The sequence below is a fragment of the Halanaerobiales bacterium genome, assembly GCA_035270125.1.
Taxonomy (GTDB): Bacteria; Bacillota; Halanaerobiia; order Halanaerobiales; family DATFIM01; genus DATFIM01.
On sequence record DATFIM010000052.1, the window covers coordinates 24,050 to 43,165 of the forward strand.

20 protein-coding genes are annotated in these 19,116 nt (G+C 31.2%); 5 read left to right on the forward strand and 15 right to left on the reverse strand.

Annotation, left to right across the window (positions count from 1 at the left end):
• The first annotated feature begins 11 nt into the window (after positions 1 to 11).
• Entirely contained in the window at positions 12 to 1,430 is a 1,419-nt protein-coding gene (lpdA, locus tag VJ881_02755) for a dihydrolipoyl dehydrogenase (GenBank protein ID HKL74963.1), read from the forward strand.
• A 29-nt stretch (positions 1,431 to 1,459) separates the two neighbouring features.
• A complete protein-coding gene (locus tag VJ881_02760; protein ID HKL74964.1) occupies positions 1,460 to 2,509 on the forward strand; it encodes a lipoate--protein ligase in 1,050 nt (349 codons plus the stop codon).
• Positions 2,510 to 2,571: 62 nt separating this feature from the next.
• Here the strand turns inward: VJ881_02760 and VJ881_02765 are convergent, their stop codons facing one another.
• Positions 2,572 to 3,771 carry an ABC transporter permease gene (locus VJ881_02765; GenBank protein HKL74965.1) on the reverse strand — a complete coding sequence of 400 codons (1,200 nt, stop codon included), beginning with the start codon at positions 3,769 to 3,771 and terminating at the stop codon, positions 2,572 to 2,574.
• On the reverse strand, positions 3,764 to 4,669 hold the full coding sequence (locus tag VJ881_02770) for an ATP-binding cassette domain-containing protein (GenBank protein ID HKL74966.1): 906 nt from the start codon (positions 4,667 to 4,669) through the stop codon (positions 3,764 to 3,766). The genes VJ881_02765 and VJ881_02770 overlap by 8 nt, the downstream gene beginning before the upstream one ends.
• Before the next feature lie 254 nt (positions 4,670 to 4,923).
• Between VJ881_02770 and VJ881_02775 the strand changes: the two genes are divergently transcribed.
• Both VJ881_02775 and VJ881_02780 read left to right on the forward strand, forming a co-directional pair.
• Positions 4,924 to 6,297, forward strand: a complete 1,374-nt coding sequence (locus tag VJ881_02775) for a TldD/PmbA family protein (GenBank protein ID HKL74967.1) — start codon at positions 4,924 to 4,926, stop codon at positions 6,295 to 6,297.
• A gap of 2 nt (positions 6,298 to 6,299) precedes the next feature.
• Positions 6,300 to 7,610, forward strand: a complete 1,311-nt coding sequence (locus VJ881_02780; GenBank protein HKL74968.1) for a metallopeptidase TldD-related protein — start codon at positions 6,300 to 6,302, stop codon at positions 7,608 to 7,610.
• 71 nt (positions 7,611 to 7,681) lie between these two features.
• On the opposite strand, the gene VJ881_02785 is transcribed toward VJ881_02780, so the two are convergent.
• From VJ881_02785 to VJ881_02845, 13 genes are read right to left on the reverse strand one after another with little or no spacing between them, the layout of a single operon-like run.
• Positions 7,682 to 9,481 carry an FAD-dependent oxidoreductase gene (locus VJ881_02785; GenBank protein ID HKL74969.1) on the reverse strand — a complete coding sequence of 600 codons (1,800 nt, stop codon included), beginning with the start codon at positions 9,479 to 9,481 and terminating at the stop codon, positions 7,682 to 7,684.
• A 25-nt stretch (positions 9,482 to 9,506) separates the two neighbouring features.
• Positions 9,507 to 10,616 (reverse strand): NADH-quinone oxidoreductase subunit D, encoded by a 1,110-nt coding sequence (locus tag VJ881_02790; protein ID HKL74970.1) that lies wholly within the window; start codon positions 10,614 to 10,616, stop codon positions 9,507 to 9,509.
• Complete coding sequence (locus VJ881_02795; protein ID HKL74971.1) at positions 10,594 to 11,091, reverse strand: NADH-quinone oxidoreductase subunit C; 498 nt, start codon at positions 11,089 to 11,091, stop codon at positions 10,594 to 10,596. The genes VJ881_02790 and VJ881_02795 overlap by 23 nt, the downstream gene beginning before the upstream one ends.
• Entirely contained in the window at positions 11,088 to 11,621 is a 534-nt protein-coding gene (locus tag VJ881_02800; protein HKL74972.1) for an NADH-quinone oxidoreductase subunit B family protein, read from the reverse strand. Before VJ881_02800 ends, VJ881_02795 begins: the two co-directional genes overlap by 4 nt.
• A 21-nt stretch (positions 11,622 to 11,642) precedes the next feature.
• Entirely contained in the window at positions 11,643 to 12,539 is an 897-nt protein-coding gene (locus VJ881_02805; GenBank protein ID HKL74973.1) for a complex I subunit 1 family protein, read from the reverse strand.
• Positions 12,536 to 14,401 (reverse strand): proton-conducting transporter membrane subunit, encoded by a 1,866-nt coding sequence (locus VJ881_02810; GenBank protein ID HKL74974.1) that lies wholly within the window; start codon positions 14,399 to 14,401, stop codon positions 12,536 to 12,538. The genes VJ881_02805 and VJ881_02810 overlap by 4 nt, the downstream gene beginning before the upstream one ends.
• Position 14,402: 1 nt before the next feature.
• Positions 14,403 to 15,854: a proton-conducting transporter membrane subunit gene (locus VJ881_02815; GenBank protein ID HKL74975.1), complete on the reverse strand. Its 1,452-nt coding sequence runs from the start codon at positions 15,852 to 15,854 to the stop codon at positions 14,403 to 14,405.
• Complete coding sequence (locus VJ881_02820) at positions 15,848 to 16,222, reverse strand: NADH-quinone oxidoreductase subunit K (protein ID HKL74976.1); 375 nt, start codon at positions 16,220 to 16,222, stop codon at positions 15,848 to 15,850. Before VJ881_02820 ends, VJ881_02815 begins: the two co-directional genes overlap by 7 nt.
• A 33-nt stretch (positions 16,223 to 16,255) precedes the next feature.
• Positions 16,256 to 17,017 (reverse strand): Na(+)/H(+) antiporter subunit B, encoded by a 762-nt coding sequence (locus tag VJ881_02825; protein HKL74977.1) that lies wholly within the window; start codon positions 17,015 to 17,017, stop codon positions 16,256 to 16,258.
• On the reverse strand, positions 17,014 to 17,256 hold the full coding sequence (locus VJ881_02830) for a hydrogenase subunit MbhD domain-containing protein (GenBank protein HKL74978.1): 243 nt from the start codon (positions 17,254 to 17,256) through the stop codon (positions 17,014 to 17,016). Before VJ881_02830 ends, VJ881_02825 begins: the two co-directional genes overlap by 4 nt.
• Positions 17,240 to 17,602 (reverse strand): monovalent cation/H(+) antiporter subunit G, encoded by a 363-nt coding sequence (gene mnhG / locus VJ881_02835; protein ID HKL74979.1) that lies wholly within the window; start codon positions 17,600 to 17,602, stop codon positions 17,240 to 17,242. The genes VJ881_02830 and mnhG overlap by 17 nt, the downstream gene beginning before the upstream one ends.
• A gap of 3 nt (positions 17,603 to 17,605) precedes the next feature.
• Positions 17,606 to 17,854, reverse strand: coding sequence for a monovalent cation/H+ antiporter complex subunit F (locus VJ881_02840; GenBank protein HKL74980.1), 249 nt, complete (start codon positions 17,852 to 17,854; stop codon positions 17,606 to 17,608).
• Positions 17,855 to 18,349, reverse strand: a complete 495-nt coding sequence (locus tag VJ881_02845; GenBank protein ID HKL74981.1) for a Na+/H+ antiporter subunit E — start codon at positions 18,347 to 18,349, stop codon at positions 17,855 to 17,857. It abuts the gene before it with no gap.
• A 263-nt stretch (positions 18,350 to 18,612) separates the two neighbouring features.
• On the opposite strand from VJ881_02845, the gene VJ881_02850 reads away from it, so the two are divergent.
• Positions 18,613 to 18,906 carry a metalloregulator ArsR/SmtB family transcription factor gene (locus VJ881_02850; protein HKL74982.1) on the forward strand — a complete coding sequence of 98 codons (294 nt, stop codon included), beginning with the start codon at positions 18,613 to 18,615 and terminating at the stop codon, positions 18,904 to 18,906.
• Positions 18,907 to 19,116: the final 210 nt, after the last annotated feature.

The window sequence follows — 19,116 nt, forward strand, 5'->3', positions numbered from 1 at the left end:
AGGTAATAATTTTGGGAGATTCCAAAAAAAATTTGAATAAAGAAATTACTATTATCGGTGGTGGCGTAGGAGGTTATGTGGCAGCTATTAAAGCAGCTCAGATGGGTGCTGAAGTCGCTTTAATTGAAAAAGAAAATATTGGTGGAGTTTGTTTAAATAGAGGTTGTATACCTACTAAAGCTATGGTACGTTCTGCTGAAGTTTATGATAATATAAATGATGCAAAACAATTTGGCCTGGATATTGATAAAGAGGCCGTATCTGTGAATATGAAAAAAGTAGTTAAGAGAAAAGATAGAGTTGTAAGAAGATTGGTGAAAGGTGTTGAACATCTTTTAAAATCTCATGATGTAGAAATAATTGAGGGAGAAGCAGAATTTGTTGATGAAAATAAAGTTTTTGTAAATTCTGAAGATAATGACTTGGAAATAAAATCAGAAAAGATTATAATTGCTACCGGCTCAAAAGTAAGTAAAATTCCTATTGACGGAATTGATCTGTCAGGAGTAATAGATAGTAATCAGGCTCTAGAATTAGATGAACTTCCTGAAAAAATGGTAATTGTCGGTGGAGGATATATAGGTATGGAATTTGCCTTTATTTATGCCAATTTTGGGGTAGAAGTTACAGTTGTAGAATTTTTAGATGAAATTCTTGGAAATTGTGGTCCTGATATGTGTAAAGAAATTCACCGTTCAGCTCGTAGAAAAGGGATCAATATTCTCACTGGAAGTAAAGTTGAAAAAATAAGAGAAGAAAATAATGAATTGGTAGTAGAATATACAAAAGATAAAGAAAAAAATGAAGTAAAAGGAAATAAAGTTCTTATGGCTGTAGGTAGAGAGCCATATTTTGAAGGTCTGGGAATTGATAAAATAGGTATTAAACTTGATAAAAATGAAAGAGGAATTAAGGTAAATAAAAAAATGGAAACTAATATTCCTGGCATCTATGCTATTGGTGATGTAACTGATGAAATTCAGTTGGCTCATGTTGCTTCTCATCAAGGTATGATAGCAGTTAAAAATATTTTAGGTAAAGAAGTTGAAATGGATTATGATGTTGTCCCCAGTGCTATTTTTACCAGTCCTGAAATAGCAAATGTTGGTTTAAATCCTGAACAAGCAGAAGAAAAAGGAATTGATTATGAAATTGGATATTTCCCATTTAGAGCAAATGGTAAAGCTTTAGCTCAAGGGGAGAGACAGGGCTTTATTAAATTAATACAGGAAACGAATAGTGGAAAAATAATAGGTGCTAAAATAATTGGTACTCATGCTTCAGACCTTATAAGTGAAGTAACTTTAGCTATTAAGAATGAACTAACTGCAGAAGATATTGCCGAAACTATTCATACTCATCCTACAACTGCAGAAGTTATTCATGAGGCTGCACTTGATTTGGTTGAAGAATCAATTCACTTTGCATAATAAAAAAATATAGTTGGAGGGTAAATAAAGTGAAAGAAACAAAAAAATTACTAATGGCTCATTCAGAACAATATAACCCCTGGTATAATTTAGCATTGGAAGAATATTTGTTAGACAATATTAAATCTGGAGAAGTTATGCTTTATCTCTGGCAAAATGATAAAACTGTAGTTATTGGTAGAAATCAAAATGCCTGGAAAGAATGTCAGTGTAAAAAGCTGGAAAATGAAGATGATGGCCATTTAGCTCGTCGTCTTTCTGGAGGTGGAGCAGTATATCATGATCTAGGTAATTTGAATTTTACTTTTATTATGGATAGGGATTTATATGATCTGGATAAACAGCTTGAAGTTATTTTAAAAGCAGTAAATAAACTGGGGATTAATGCAGAATTTTCAGGTAGAAATGATTTAATTGTAAATGGAAAAAAGTTTTCAGGTAATGCTTTTTATTTTGGTACAAATTCAGCTTATCATCATGGTACCCTTATGTTTGAAACTGATTTTGAAAAATTAGTAGATTATTTACAGGTTTCTGAGGAAAAAATCAAATCAAAAGGTGTTGAATCTGTGCGTTCTCGAGTTGCTAATTTAAAAGAAATAAATCCTGATATAAGCCTTAATGCTCTTAAAAAAGCATTAAAAGAAAGTTTTGGAGAAGTATATGGTAGTAATGAAAATGATATAAGTGAAGATGAATATTATGATCCATCTCAAATGAATGAAATAGAGGATTTATACGAAAAATATTCTTCCTGGAAATGGCGTTATGGACAAACTCCAGATTTTGATATAGATTTTGAGAAAAGATTTAACTGGGGAGAAATAGAAATTGGATTAAAATTAAAAAATGGGGTAATTAAAGAAGCAGATATATATTCTGATGCAATGGATGTTCAATTAATAGAAATGATTAAGAATGGACTTGAAGGTACTTCTTTTAAAAGAACAGATATTTTAAATAGTATTGATGATCTTAAAGAAAAAGAAAGTAATTTCAGTTATACAGAAGCAGCAGATTATAGTCAAAAAGGAGTTGTGGAGGACCTTAAAGATTGGTTAAAAGAAAAAGAAATATAATTAATTAAAGAAGCACTTCCTCTTAGAAAAAGGAAGTGCTCTTACTGTTTATGTTTAAAGTTTTAAGCTTTACTCCATTTTATAATTTCTTTTAAAGACATATCTTTTCCATACATAAGCATACCTACTCTAAATATTTTACTGGCAAGTCTAATAAAGAAAAATGCTGATAGGGCTAAAATTGTTGTTGTAAGAGCAATTTCCCAGATTGGTGGAGTAGATACCCCCATTCTAAGTAACATAGTAGTTGGAGTAAAAACAGGAATATAACTTAGTATTCTAGAAATTGTACCTGAAGGATTCTGCAATAAGATTGAAGCAAACCAGACCGGTACAATAGGGACTATAACTATTAATCCATTTAATGATTGCCCACTTGATTGCAGGTCTTTACTACTGGCCCCAGCAATAGCATTTAACCCAGATATCATAGCAAATCCAAGTAAGAAATAGACAAACATATAGGCATTTTTAATACTGAAAAGAATATTCAATGGTAGATCAAAAAATCTATTTGCTACCAGTGAACCTGCTGCTCCCCAGACAATCACCTGACAAATCCCGAGAAATCCATAACCTAGTACTTTTCCATACATAAGATTTTTTGGAGTAAGTGATGAAAAAAGAATTTCTACAAGTTTATCACTTTTTTCTTTATTTATACTTTGCATTAGAGCACTTCCAGAAAACATTGAAGAAAAAGCCATCAACATAGCCAGACCTAATGGTAAGAAAATAGCAGCTATTCCTGTATCATCTTTTTGCAAAGATTGAGTTTGAAAATTTACATTTTGAGTTAATCGTAATATTTGGTCAGCTGAATAACCATTTTCACTTAAGCGTTTTTCAATAACAATATTACTTAAAATATTAGAAATTACATTACCATCTAATCCTCTTAATTCTTTATAATAAACTGTTGCTTGATTATTATTTACTATATTAGAAGGTATTAGAACAATACTATCATAATTATTAACTTCTAATATATTTCTGAGTTCATCTTTATTAGTAGTGGCTTTTATTTTTTCTAAAGTAATGTCTTCATTAGTAAAATTTTGATTTAATTCTTCATAAATATAATCGGTTTGATCAATTAAACCTATTTTAAGACCGGACTGAGAACTGCTTCCTCCAATATAACCTGCCCCTCCTGCTATAACTAAAATTAAAAGTGGAAATATAAAAGTCATAAATAAAAAAGTTTTATTACGTATATTTTTCTTTATTTCCCATTTAGCTACTTTAAATGTATTATTCATTTGCTACCCCTCCTTTGATGGAATTAATAAATATGTCATGAAGAGAAGGGCTTGTAATTGAAAGTTCTTTTATATCAATGTTATTACTTAGATCATCTAAAAAAGAATTTAAATTTTCAGGATTATTTATATAAAAGCTGGCTTTATTTGATTTAGCAGTATAATTACTTATATTGATATTTCCTTTCAAGAAGTTATCATTACCACTATAAGTCATCTCAACTTTTTTTTCTTCATAATTATCTTTTATTTCATTTAAATTTCCATATAAAACTTTTTTTCCTTTATTTATAAGAAAGATTCTATCACAGAGTTCTTCAACCATGTTCATTCGATGAGAAGAAAGTAAAATACTCATCCCATCTGCAACTAATTCTTCTAAAATTGATTTAAATAAATCCTGATTTACTGGATCCAAGCCAGAAAAAAGTTCATCTACAATTAATAATTCTGGATTGTGAATTATTGATATTATAAATTGCACCTTTTGTTGCATACCTTTTGAAAGTTCATCTATTTTGTTGTTTGCATAATCATCTAATTCAAGTTTTTCAAGCCAGTATTCAGCTTTCTTTTTACTTTTTTCTGGGGGTATATTATTTAAATCAGCGAAATAAACAATAGTTTCTAAAACTTTTGTATCTTTATAAATTCCTCTCTCTTCAGGCAGATAACCCATTTTACTTTTATCATCTATAGAAAAATTACTAAAAGAAATTTTTCCTCCATCTGGGGCAATAATATTTAAAATCATTCTAATAATGGTAGTTTTACCTGCTCCATTTGGCCCCAATAATCCTAGAATTTCACCATCATATAGATCAAAAGACACATTATCAACAGCTTTTTGAGCTGCATAATTTTTTGTTATATTACCTACTTCTAAAACTTTTTCCATTAATTAATTAACCTCCTAATTTTTATTTAAATTTGTTATTTTAATAACAATAACTATATAATAATTTCTGCAAATGAATTATAATTCCTTCTTTTTATGAATATTAATTGTTTTTCTTAAGATATATTATCATTTACTAGAAAATTAAATAATATTTTAAGAAAAAATTAATAAATTTAAAAGGATTTTTAGGATTATTCTTGTATTAATAAATATAAGAGTAATATTTTTTAAAAAAGAATAGGAGGAATAAGATGAAAGATAAATTAAAAGGTATATTTGATACTGAGAAATTAGATTATGGTGATTTACGGCATGAAAAAAATAATGAAACTGAAATCAGCATTGAAGGAAAAGAAATAAAAAATATTAAAAACTCATATAGAGAAGGAGGGCATATTAGAGTATATAATAATGGAAGTAAAGCTGTTGGTTCATTTAGTGAATTAGATGAAGCTTTTAAAAGTAGAGATAATCTAATAAATATTAGCAAAAGAGGATCTGAATTTCAAAAAGAAAGTATTAGATTAAAAAATGCAGAAGTAATAAAAGATAAAGTTTTTACTGAAGTTAATAATGATCCAAGAGATTATTCTCTAGAAGAAAAAAAAGATTTAGTTCAAAAATATAATGAACTTGCTTTAAAACAAAAACATGTTGTTAATACCAGATTTCATTATAGACAATTTTATTCCAAAAGATATTTTATTAATTCTGAAGGTAGTGAAATTGAATATGATTTATTAGGAAGTTATATTACCGGTCAGATATTTGCTAAAAAGGATGGTGTGGTACAAACAAAAAGAGTATCTTTTGGAGCTTATCCTGAATTTTCTAATTTAGTAGATAGAGAAGATGATCTTTTAGGTGAAATAGATATTTTACAGCAGCTTTTAGATGCTGATCCTATCAAAGCAGGTACTTATCCAATTATTATTAATCCAAAATTGGCTGCTGTTTTTATACACGAGGCTTTTGGGCATCTTTCTGAAGCAGATATAATAAAAAATAATCCTGCTTTTAGAGAGAAACTACAATATGGAACCAAGATGGGAAATGAAATTTTAACTGTAGTTGATGATCCAGGTTTAGAAGGAACACCGGGTCATTATAAATATGATGATGAGGGACAAAAAGGAAGACGTACAGAATTGATAAAAGATGGAATATTAAATGGAAGATTGCATTCTCGGGAAACTGCTGCCAGTTTTTCAGAAGAACTTTCTGGAAATATGAGAGCTGTTGATTGTCAATATACACCAATTATAAGAATGTCTAATATTTTTATTGAAAATGGAGAATCAACTAAAAAAGAATTATTTGAGTCAATAGAAAATGGATATTATCTCCTAAATGGTAAAGGTGGCCAGACCTCAGGTGATCAGTTTACATTTGGAGCTGAATATGGTTACAGAATAGAAAATGGTTGTAAAAAAGAAATGGTTAGAGATATAAATATTAGTGGAGAATTATTTTCTACTCTCCAAAATATTTCGATGATTGCTGATGACCTCTATTTTAATGAATTAGGTGGTTGTGGTAAAGGAAATCCAATGCAGCTTAATATGTTTTCTGGTACTGGGGCTCCCCATATTAAACTGGATAAAGCTAATGTAGGAGGGAAATAAAGATGAAATCAATTAAAAATTTAAAAAATAGATTTGAACAAAAAGAGTATTTAAAAAAGAAAATTGATAAGCTGAAAATAAATATTGAAAATTGGGATCTCCAGGACATAACTCAGGAAAATTTAACAGCCAGTTCTTTACGTGTAATTAAAGATGGCAAATTAGGTTCTAATACAACCCTGGGAGAATCAGTCAAAGTTAAGAAAAATTTAATAGATGGAGCAGAAGAATCTGCTGATTATGGAGAAGAAACAGATCTTGTATTTAGTAAGGAAAGTATGGATAAACTTGACCCTGCAGTTCGTGAAAATTATGAAAAAGCAGATGCCGAAAAGATTTTTGCATTCATTACTGAAGTTAGTGATTATATTAAAAATAAAAATGAAGATATAGTATTAAATCTTAATTTAAATAAAAGATATGAAAAAATAAAGATTGATACAGATAACAAAGGAGACCTAAAAGAAGAATTAGTTAATTTTCATTTTGATTTTGGGGCTCCTATTCCTGGTGGAGGCTCAACTCTTTATAGATCTTTTAATCAGGAAAAAATGTTTGACGAAATTCCTAAAGCTGAAATAGATGAATTTTTAGCTGAATATGAAAATACTTATGAAATATCCACACCAGAAACTGCCAAAATGGATGTGCTTTTTTCACCAAGATCTCTTTACTTCTTTTTTATTAGTCTACAGGCAGGGATAAGTGGTAGAACAATTTTTCAGGGGACTTCACCTTTAATGAACAAATTAGATAAAAAGATATTCTCAGATAAAATAAATGTTAATGATAAACCACAAATGAAAAATGCTGCTGGTAGAAGGTCTTTTGATGATGAGGGTATACCTACATCTCAAAAAGAAATAATAAATAAAGGTTTGTTAAAAAACTATATTTTTGACTTAGAATATGCTAATAAAATGGGAGAAAAACCTACCGGTAATGGTTTGAAAAGAACTTTATTTGGAGAAGGAATAAACACTCCAGTTTCACCTAATTTTGTAAATCCTGTGTTAGAACCTGGGGATAAAAGCAAAAAAGATTTGCTAAATTCAATGGATGAAGGAATTTTAGTTGAAAGTGTAATAGGATTTCATTCTTCAAATTATGAACAGGGTCATTTTTCAGTTCAGGCTCAGGGTTTTCATGTTAAAAATGGTAAATTACAGGGAAGATTACAGGATGTTATGATTGCTGGAAATATTTATGAAGATTTTGAGGAAATAAAAGGTGTTGGAGATGAGATTTATCCTAATATGAAAGGCTATGCACCTTATTTATTGGTTAACAATGTTTCTGTAACAGGAAAATAATATAATCATTAAAAGAGGCCACAGTAAAGTGGCCTCTTTTAAAATAAGTAGATTAATTAGTTTATTTGTTTTTATAATTCATCATTTAAATATTTATCAATACCTACTGCTGCATCATGGCCTGTAGCAATAGCATTTATCACATCTGGACCCTGAGCAATATCTCCACCGACAAATAACCAGTCAACAGATGTTTGACTATGTTCATTGATTTTTATTCTTGGTCCTTCATATTCTACATCTACAACATCATCTATATAACTGTTGTCTCCAGCCTGACCGATTGCTTCAATAACCATATCACATTCTAAGTTTTGAATATCATTGTCATCAAAAGTAGGATTAAAATTCATTTCTTCATCAAAAACTGATACACAACAATTAGTACAGACATGAGCAATAGACCCATCTTCATTAACTTCAATTTCTTTAGGTCCTCTTCCTGGTTCAAAGACAACTCCTTCTTCTCTTGCTTCTTCAACTTCTTCCTCATCTGCAGGTAAAACATCTTCAGTTTCAAGGGAAGTAACAGTTACATCGACTTTTCCATAACGCTGTTTTTGGATTCTGGCCATTGAACGGGCTATATCCATAGCAACATTACCTCCACCAATGACTACAATGCTTTCAGTAGTGGGAACTTCCTTTCCTCTTGCCAAATCTGCAAGGAGATCTACTGCCTGATAAACATTATTATTTTCCGTTCCAGGAACTCTGGTACTTCGACCATTATGAAGACCTGTTGCTGCAAATACTGAATCATATTTTTGATGTAATTCATCAAGAGTGATATCTTCACCAACTCTGGTATTGAATATGAATTCTACTCCCAGACTTTTTATATAGTTAATATCCTTATCGAGAGCATCATAGGGTAGACGATATTCCGGAATACCATATCTCATCATACCTCCTGCCTTTTCTTTGTCTTCATAAACTGTAATTTGATATCCCATAACACTTAAATAATGGGCAGCAGAGAGACCAGCTGGACCGGCACCGACTATTGCAATTTCTTTATCATTTTGTTCAATTTTTTCAGTTCCAAGTACCTTTTTATAATCTGCAGAATCTACGTTATCTACTGCATAGCGTTTTAACCAGCGAATGGAGATTGCTTCCCCTCTATGAGTTAAAGCACAAACTCCTTCACATTTATGAGTACAAACTCGTCCACAAACTTCTGGAAGTGGATTATCTTCATAAATTTGTTGTAAAGATTCGTCTAAATCTTCATCGAATATACCTCTAATATACTGAGGAATATTCATATTAGCTGGACAGGTATCTGTACATATTTCACATTCAACACAACGAGAAGCTTCTTTTTCAGCTTTTTCTTTTGAAAAACCTTCTACGATTTCAACAAAAGAGTCAACTCTTTCTTCTGGTTCAAGCATTTCCATATTTACTCTTTCTAAATCTAAAAGATCAGAATTATCATCTCTTAAATAACCTAAAGGAGCTTCTACTTCATTAATATCATTTTCTTCATCTGGTTGAATAATAAAGTTATCTGGATCTATATCTTGATAACTATAATCACGACTCATTTCAAGAGAACCAGTAGTGCAGGCATCCACACAAAGACCACACCAGCAGCATCTTCCATAATCAATCTGGGGTTTTTCATTTTTTTCACCTTCAACTTTTGGTTTATCTAATAATTCAACCATATTGATTGCATCATTTACACAGACATCCTGACAGGTTCCACAACCAATACATTCTTCTAAATCATTTATATGAAAACCTCTATATCTTTTAGCAGCATCTTTAGTTTCAGCAGGGTATCTAACTGTTTCAGGTTTTTTAACTAAGTTTTTAAAAGCTGTACCTGGTGAAAAGATGCTTTTTTTATCTTTAGACAATTTATTTCACCTCACTTTATAAATTTTATCTATCAAATTCTGGTGGGCAGATTCCGAGACTTTTAGCCCAAACAGGTACATCAGCAACTCTAGTGCCAGGAAGATATTCAGTAACTCCATAAAGACCTAAAGGATTAGAGGCACCTCTAACATGGACTCTATATGGTTTTAATCCTCCATCAGAAACCATATAATAACCATATTCGCCTCTTTTTGATTCGATTTTAACATAGGCATCTCCTTCAGGGATTCTATATTTAAGAGCATTTCCTAAATCTAATTTTACAGGCCCTTCAGGAATATTATTAATAAGTTGTCTGATTATTTTTATACTTTGGGTCATTTCTTCTCTCATTATTTTTAATCTATCCCAGGCATCACCATTTTCACCAGTTGGTATTTCAAAATCAACTTCATTATAAGCAGCATAAGGCATCATTTTTCTTACATCATAAGGTTTGCCATTTGCTCTTAGTACTGGACCGGTTGCTCCCATTTCTATTGCTTCTTCCTCAGTTATTACTGCTTTACCTTTCCAACGTTTGTGAGCATTTGGGTTTTCATAAAGAGCTTTATCTAAATCAGGTAGGCGATTTTCTTCTAAGTCATCCATTACTTCCAGAATATGTTCAAAAGTTTCATCTTCAATATCCTGTCTTACTCCACCTGGTCTGATATAAATATGATAAACTCTTCCTCCAGTTATTTCTTCAAATAGATCAAGAATATAATCTCTAGCCAATGTACCCCACTGCATGACAGTATATTGACCTATACCAGCAGCATTACCGCCAATTGAAAAAATATGTCCCTGTATTCTTGCCAATTCAAGAATTATTGATCTAATATAATCTGCTCTTTTTGGTACTTCAAGATCTCCGATAGCTTCATAACCCATAGCATAAACCATTTCATTTATATCAGGCTCTTCAACGCAAATACGAGGTACTAGAGCAGTATTTTTAATCCAGATTCTTTCTTCCATTAATTTTTCAAAACCACGATGGAGATGACCTGCATTTGGTTTAGCTTCTGTTACTGTATCACCTTCAAAGTCATAAATAATACCATAATTTCCAGGTACTCCAGGATGGTTAGGTCCGAAAAATATTTCAGTCTGTGTGTTTTTGTCCATTGTAATCCCTCCATTCATATTCTTCATTTACAAATTCCCGAGTATCAAAATCTTTACGCATTGGGGGGATCTCATTCCAATTTTCCAGGATTAATTCTTCTAAATTATCATTTCCTTCAAATTCAACTCCAAAGAAATCATGAATATCTCTTTCATAAAATTCAGCTACTGGCCAGATTTCTTTTAGAGTTACAAAAGTAGCTTTGTCTCTATCTATTCTTGTTTTTACACTTATATTTATATAATCTTCATATGAAAAGAGGTGATAAACAAGTTCAAATTCATTATCATCAATCCAGTCAACACAGCTTATGGTAGAAAGATGTTTATAGCTATTTGATTTGAGAAAACTTAAGGACTGGATTGTCTTGTCAGGTGTAAAACTGACCGAGAGATTTTGCTTTCTTTTTTTATTAATTTCAAGAGGGTCCAGATTATTTTCAATTAATTTTATTACTTCTTTTTCATTTCTCATTGTGTTCTCTGTACCTCCCCTAAAGCTTCTTCCTGATTTTTATGATAAAATTCAATATTTTCCTTGTATTCTTCATATCCTTTGGCTTCCCCAGTTTCAATTTTGTCTTTTAATTTTAAAAGTCCATCAAGAATAGCCTCCGGTCTGGGCATACAACCTGCAATATACATTTCTACAGGCAAATATTTATCCAGTTGTTTAATTGTATTATAGGAATCCCAGTACATACCACCATTTATAGTACAGGAGCCAAAACCAACTACAAATTTAGGTTCCTGCATTTGTTCATAGGTATATATTAACCTTCTGAGAGTTTTGGTACTAAGATAACCAGTAACTAAAAGTAAATCTGCCTGTCTTGGAGTAGCTGCTGGTCCAATTCCAAAGCGACTCATATCATAACGAGAGGTCATTGTTGGTGGTAATTCAATAGCTCCACATCCAGTACAGTAGTGAAGCATACTTAAGGACCTATTTTGGGCCCAATCAAGAAATTCTTTCCACTTTCCTCTCTTAAATTTATCTTTCATCTCTAAAAACCTCCTAATTAATTAAAATATAATGAATAGTACCTGTACTATAGCAATCATTAGTGGCCATTTCCAGTAAAAGAGAACTCCATCTTCAATTCTGAACCTTGGATAAAGTGAACCGATCATGGTTGCTGTAATCCAGACGATAAGCATTTTGAGAATAAATATTAAAATATTTTCTGCTCCTCCAAGGAAAAGATTTACAAAAAGAGCCAATTCTATAATAATTGTAATTGATTTTTGTAACATCATCATTCCTAAATATTTTCCACCTGATTCCACAACAGGTCCTGATCCTATTTCTGAAGGAGCTATCATAGCATCAAATGGTTTTTTACCCATCATCCCCAGTAAAACTATAAAGGCAATAATTGTAGCTATTGGATAGGTAAAAAGGTTCCAATTCATAAATCCACCAGCCTGAGCTTCCATAAGTCCAACAATTGAAGAAGTTTGGTACTTATAGATTAAACCAAAGAGGATGACAAGAAAAGGAAGTTCATAACCTAGCATTTGAGTTAAAGCTCTGGAAATTCCTAAAGAAGCCTGAGGGTTACCAGAACCAACTGTTCCCATTGCCATTCCGAGAGAAGCTATAGCTAACAGGTATATTACTAAAATAACTGTTCCACTCATACTATAGAGATACCAGCCACCTAATGGTATGAAAAATAGAGTGGCTATTACTCCTCCTAAAGCCATAATAGAACCAAAATCGAAAATAAAACCATGAGTTATGGCATTTTTACCAAATAGTTTTATTACATCAAGATAGGGCTGGTAAAAAGGTGGGCCATATCTTTTTTGAATTCGGGCTATTACTTTTCTGGCAATTCCCATAAAAAGTAATCCTAAAGCTGAACTAAAAATTGTGATTAAAAGAAACTTTATAGCAGTCATTAACATTTCTATCATATTATCCACCCCGCAATGGCAAGTATCACGAAAAATAAAACAGTATAGTAGGCATAAGTTTGGCCATTACCAGTTATGATTCCTTTACGTAATGCATTTCCAACTTTACTTAGATTATTAGCAAGACTTTCATAAGCTCTGGTTAAACTTCGGGCAGCAAAATTATCAAATAGTCTATCAAAAGGACGATAATATTGATATGCATAATGATAGGCTTCTGCGTCATTCATATACTCACCTGAAGTATAAGTATCAAGTAAGCCTACAAGTTTTGATTTTTTGGCCAGCATGAATATAATTAAAGAAATAATAAAACCTGCAGTAAATACATTAAAGATTATCATCGAATTCCAGGATCCAAAAGCACCTTCTATTGTGTAAAGTGAATAATTAACCGATTCTATACCTAGTTGAGAAGAAATCTTAGTAATTATATTCATCTGTATTCCAGGTAATACGCCAAAGAGTACCATAAGTCCCATAAGAACATACATAGGTAATTGCATTATGAAAGGTACTTCTTTGATTTTTTCGTGTTGAGGTTTCAACTGTCCTAAAAATACAGTACTTAATGGTTTAAATACATACATAAATGAACCTATACTACCAAAGAAAGCAGCGAGTGCTAAAAATAAATATCCTTTTTCAATAAGGGCCTGATAAATAACCCATTTAGAGATAAAACCATTTGTAGGAGGTATTCCAGCCAGAGCAATAATTGCTGTAAGATAGGTAGCAAAAGTTACTGGCATTTTAAAAATTAGTCCTCCCATTTCATACATTTTGGTAGTTCCAGTTCTATAAATTACTGCTGCTAAAGTTAAAAATATAGCAGATTTAAAAATAAGGTGGTTCATCATATGAAGTAATCCACCGGTTATTCCTAGAGGAGTTGCCAGTGATATTCCCATTAAAATATATCCCATTTGAGAGATAGAAGAATAGGCTATTAATTTTTTCATATCTTCCTGTCTGATGGCCAGGATAGTACCGGTTACGGTAGTTATAGCTCCAAATAAAGCGAAAATATAACTTAAAATTGGTAATCCTCTATAGCTTATAGTATTTTCCATTACCTTAAAGAAAGGTAAGAGATAAAATACTAATAATAATCCATAAACTCCAACTTTTAACATTAGACCTGATAAAAATGGAGAAAATTCTTTAGGAGCATTACCATGTGCTCCTTTTACCCAGATATGAACCGGGAATAAGCCTGCTTTTGTTAAGAAAGGAAGACTCATCATTCCCATCAGAAGTAGTGATTTACCAGTTGGGAGATTTATTAAATATTGAGCCGCTTCTCCTATTGCAAAACTTCCAGTTTGATTATAGATAATTATAATGGCCATAAGCATTGTATAAGCACCAACTGCACTCAAAATAAAATAACGATAGGCTGATTTTTTGGCCATTTTTTTAGTACCACCAGAGATTATATAAAAGGAAGTCCAGGTCATAAGTTCCCAGAAGATAAACAAAGTTAAGAAATCTCCAGCAAGAACAACTCCCATTATACTTCCAATTAATATCAAGAAGTTAAAATTAAAGGCAGAACTCAAATCATATTTTTCCTGAGATTTAATACTAAAAAGAGCTATCAATAATCCGGCACTGGCAGTCATTAAGGCAAAAAGCCAGCTTAAAGGATTATTTCCTAAAATAAATTCTAAGTTATTTCCCATTAAGCTAAAATTAATAGTTTGGATTAGAGACCATTTTCCGTATAAACCTATCAATTGATATAGTAAATAGGCAGAAATAATTGAAGTAATAATTCCACCAGTATATTTTACTTTTTTATTTAACAGATAGGCAAAAAAGGCTGCTATAATGGGGATGAAAATATAATTAGTTAGCATCCTACATCCCTCCTAACACAGTTGTAATATATTCAGTACTATTTAATAATTCATTTGCGGCTTTATCCAGGGTAGTAGTAATCAATTCTGGATAAATACCTAAGGCAAAAACAAAAACTGTTAAAACTAATACTGGAATAAATACATTTGCTGTTTTAAAGACTTTTGTTTCTCTTTTTTCAAAGTATATTTTCTGAATTACTTTTAGATAATAACCTATTTCAACTATTGTAGCAAAAAGAATCAAAGCAGTTATTATTATTTTTTCAGCATTTAAACTACTATTTATTAGCATTAATTTACTAACAAAACCATTAAAAAATGGGACTCCTAAAATCCCCATAGCTCCTACTGCAAAGCCTAGAGAAGCTATTGGTTTTTTGCTACCTAATCCTGATAGGTCCTTTATTTTTTTACTTCCAGCAGCTGATACTAATACTCCAGCACTTATAAATAGAAGCACTTTTAAAATAGAGTGATTTACTAACTGGAAAAGACCAGCTGAAACTGCCTGAGAAGTATTTATACTAATGATAGTTACAATTAATCCCATTTGGGCAATACTTGAATAGGCAAGCATTCTTTTTATATTTTCCTGGTTATAGGCGACTAACTCTCCTATAACTAAAGTTATTATTCCAATTACCATTAAATAAGTATAAAGAGCGGGGTCGGCAAAAAGAGTAAAGAAAATTCTACCTAAAGAATAAATACCTGCTGCTGAAACAGCCCCACTAAGGATAGAAGTTACACTTGTAGGAGCTTCACTATACACATCTGGAACCCACAAGTTTAAGGGGAATAGCTCAGCTTCAATACCGATCCCAACCATAAAGAGAAGAGTAATAATTCTCATTAATTGGGGATTCAAATTTTCTGCTGCATTAGCAATTTGAGCCATATTTAAACTGCCGACACTGGCATAAGTAAAACCGATTGCCATTAAGAGAAAAACAGAACCGATGGCACCAATAATTATATATTTAAAAGCAGCTTCATAACTGTCTCCTCTGGAGAAGACTGTTAATCCATAGGCAGCAACACTACTTATTTCAATGAAAACAAATAAATTAAATAAATCACCAGTCATAACCATTCCTGAAGTTCCAGCGATAATCATCAAAAATAATGAATAAAATTTATCGTTTATTTCATAATCATGTTCTAAATTGTAAATAGCCAGAACTAAAGCAATAACATTAATAACAGCTACAGCTAGAATAGCCAATGGTCCTATATAAAGATTTATGGCAAATGGAGCCTGCCAGTTACCTATTTCAATAACCATTGGATTAAAAAGAGCTTCATTAAAATTCACAGTAATGATCCAGACATTAAAAGCTGCAGTTAAAAGAGCAACTACTGCCGGTAATTTTTTGTGTATATAGTTAAATAAAGGCATAAGAAACGCAATTAAGAGCGGTAAAGCAATAATTAGTACTGGATTCACCATTTTAACCCCCTTATTTTTGATATATCAAGGGTACCATATTTTTCGTAAATCTTAATAGTTACAGCCAGACCTAAAGCTAAAATAGCAACGCCAATTACAATAGCTGTAAGAACCAGGGCCTGGGGAATAGGATCTACGAAGGCACCAGAATTATTTTTAATAATTGATGTAAGTATAGGAGCATTTCCATTTTCAACATAACCTAATGAAACTAATAATACATTAACACCTGTATCCATTAAGCTTAACCCGATTAAAATCTTGATTAGATTTCTTTTTGTAATTACTCCATAAAGGCCAATCAAGATAAGGAGAATGGAGCCACCAAAAAAGGACCATTCTTCCAGGAAGCTAATCAATGAGATCACATCCTTTTATAAACTTTTTGTTTGATTTTATAATTAAGCTTCTATTAAATTACTTATAATACTTGTAAGTTCAGCACCAACTTTTAGACCTATTGAAACATATATTAAAGGAATAATTCCTGCACTAAAAAGAGTGCCAATAGTTCCTGTTTCCAAAAAGTTGCTTAAAAATGAACCATCTGTATATAATCCATAAAGACCAAGACCAACAAAACTAATACCGGCGATAACTTCTACTATTTTTAATTTGTGTTCAGCTAATTCATATTCTCTGTCTGCTAAAAACTTAAGTAAGAAGGCAGTTGCTATGACAGCTCCTCCCTGAAATCCACCTCCAGGGGTAAGATGTCCGTGGATGAAAATATAAGCACCTGCAAGTATTAATAAAGGAAATAATATTTTAATACCTGTTTTGAGAATAAGTGAACCTTCATCAACTATAAAATTTCTTTCTTTCTTTTTATTACTATATAAGACAGCTCCTAAACCAGTAGCTGCTAAAAAGAGAACAGTAACTTCTCCTAAAGTATCAAGGGAACGGTAATTAGCTATAACAGAAGTAACCATGTTGGCTGAACCACTTTCTAAATTTTTGCTTTCAGCATAAACAACTTTTTGGTTACTGGAATTTACACTTTTATTTATATAGAGTTTAGCAGTTCTATTTTCAATTTCGGCTTCTCCAAATTCATCAATTACTAATTGTCCTTCTTCAGGAGATATATTAAAAGCCTGTAAGATAAAAAAGCCCAATATAACTACTAAAACTAAGGCGAGTATATTTCTAAATCTCACTCACTTTCACTCCCTTCTGTTTTGCGTAGGGTGATTACAAAGATTGCAGTTGTTAGACCGGCTCCAATTGCTGCTTCAGTCATGGCTACATCAGGTGCTTTTAAGAAATAAAACAGAGCAGAGGCCATTAAACTAACAAAGCCAGCCGCAATAATAGAATTTAATAGTTTATCAAAAACTAAAGCGGCAATACCACTTATTAACATAATTAGAATAAGAACACTATAGAGCAAGGTCATCTTCATCACCACTTTCATTATTTAAAACATCTTCTTCATATTTATCTACAGTTGTTTCAGTTGTAGTTTTTATTCCACTTTTACGTGAGGCTCTTGCTATAGTATGACTACCAATTGGGTTAGTCAATACTATAAAGATTGCAATAACCAGAGTTTTCCAGAACCAGGTTGGTTCAACCAGACCAACTCCAATAATTGTTGATAAAGCTCCCAGGGTGGTTGCTTTAGTACCTGCCTGTAATCTATTGTAAACATCAGGCATTCTGATAAGTCCTAAAGAACCTAAAAATAAAAATATTGTGCCAATAACAATTAAAATATATCCAATTGTACTTAAAATAACCATAATTTAACCTCTCCCTTCAAGAAAACGGGCTATTACTATAACACTTGTAAAAGAAAGTGCTGCAAATACAAAAGAAATATCAAGAAAAATATATCTTTTGAAAAATAATGCAAGCAAAACTAACATAGAACTTATTACAGTTGTAACTGTATCAAGAGCGACAATTCTATCTGCAGAACTGGGCCCTTTAACCATTCTAATCACACCCAATATAACAGCCAATAATATGATTAAAAATATAAAGTTAAACAATTAAAAAACCCCCTTGAGCAAGTTTTCAAATTTAGTTGCAATTTTATTTTTTTGAATCTGGGGTTCTTTGCTTTCCACATCTATCCAGTGGACATAAAGGGTATCATCTATAACATCAATTGTTAGGGTACCAGGAGTTAAAGTTATAGAATTTGCCAAAAACATTTTAGACTGATCAGATTTTAGATCAGTTTTAATGGCAACTATTCCTGGATTTATTGGTAAAGATGGATTAATAACCCTTTTGGCTACATCAACGTTAGCTTTAATCATCTCAAAAATAAAAATTGGTAGATATTTCAGAAAAGAAAAAAATCTTTTGATAATATTATTTTCAGGACTGACTCTGGTGAAACTCTCATAAGTAAATAAAGCAATTACAATTGAAACTATTAAACCAGTAATTAATTCACTTTTTTGGAGAGATGTAGTATAAGCCAGCCAAAAAAGAAAAATAATTGAGGTTGTAAAAACAAATCTTCTTATTTTATGCAACAAAAACCCTCCTCTTTAAATTGAATATTTAAAAATTAATTATTATTTAAATGGAAATAAAAAAATACTTAAAGATTGAGATATTTTTCATTAATGAATCCAAAAATATCCCATGTAAGTACCTCCCTTCAAAAAAATATATTACTATATTTATATATTATGATATAAAAATATAAAAGTCAACAGGAATTTTGACAAAAAGGGCAGAATATCTTAATATATGAATATAAAGATTTTAAATAAAAAGTAGGAGATGTATTTATATGGAAAATATTATGAAAGATATGCCCCAAATAGAGGAAAAGGCAAAAATTTTAAAAGTTTTGTCTCATCCGATTAGATTATGTATTGTTAAAGGCCTTATGGAAAAAGAGGGATATAATGTAACTGAGATGCAGAGTTGTCTCAATATTCCACAGTCAACCCTTTCTCAACATCTGTCCAAGCTAAAAGATTTAGATATTTTGGGAGTAGAAAAAAATGGTCTGGAAAGGAATTATTATGTTGTGGATGAAGATGCAAGAAGTATAGTAAAAACTTTATTTCCTGAACTTTAAATTTAATTAAATAAAGTTATATTAGCAGCAGCAGTTATTTTTTAACTGCTGTTTTTGTTTGTTTATTGACATATGTTTACAATGGTGCTATAATCATAATTAGTGTATTACTCAAAAAATAAGGAGTTGATTATTAATGAAAGTAATTATGCCGGTTAAAAATGATAATGGTTGGGAAGCTGAATTAAATCCTAGATTTGGTCGAACACC

Coding starts and splice junctions, on each gene's coding strand:
- VJ881_02800 (HKL74972.1), bottom strand. CDS start 11,621: ATGAAAGATAAATTTAAGAGAGGAAAGTGGAAAGAATTTCTTGATTGG.
- VJ881_02780 (HKL74968.1), top strand. CDS start 6,300: ATGAAATCAATTAAAAATTTAAAAAATAGATTTGAACAAAAAGAGTAT.
- VJ881_02790 (HKL74970.1), bottom strand. CDS start 10,616: ATGGACAAAAACACACAGACTGAAATATTTTTCGGACCTAACCATCCT.
- VJ881_02810 (HKL74974.1), bottom strand. CDS start 14,401: ATGCTAACTAATTATATTTTCATCCCCATTATAGCAGCCTTTTTTGCC.
- VJ881_02830 (HKL74978.1), bottom strand. CDS start 17,256: ATGACCTTGCTCTATAGTGTTCTTATTCTAATTATGTTAATAAGTGGT.
- VJ881_02775 (HKL74967.1), top strand. CDS start 4,924: ATGAAAGATAAATTAAAAGGTATATTTGATACTGAGAAATTAGATTAT.
- VJ881_02815 (HKL74975.1), bottom strand. CDS start 15,854: ATGGTGAATCCAGTACTAATTATTGCTTTACCGCTCTTAATTGCGTTT.
- VJ881_02765 (HKL74965.1), bottom strand. CDS start 3,771: ATGAATAATACATTTAAAGTAGCTAAATGGGAAATAAAGAAAAATATA.
- VJ881_02850 (HKL74982.1), top strand. CDS start 18,613: ATGGAAAATATTATGAAAGATATGCCCCAAATAGAGGAAAAGGCAAAA.
- VJ881_02805 (HKL74973.1), bottom strand. CDS start 12,539: ATGATAGAAATGTTAATGACTGCTATAAAGTTTCTTTTAATCACAATT.
- VJ881_02770 (HKL74966.1), bottom strand. CDS start 4,669: ATGGAAAAAGTTTTAGAAGTAGGTAATATAACAAAAAATTATGCAGCT.
- mnhG (HKL74979.1), bottom strand. CDS start 17,602: ATGGTTATTTTAAGTACAATTGGATATATTTTAATTGTTATTGGCACA.
- VJ881_02795 (HKL74971.1), bottom strand. CDS start 11,091: ATGAGAAATGAAAAAGAAGTAATAAAATTAATTGAAAATAATCTGGAC.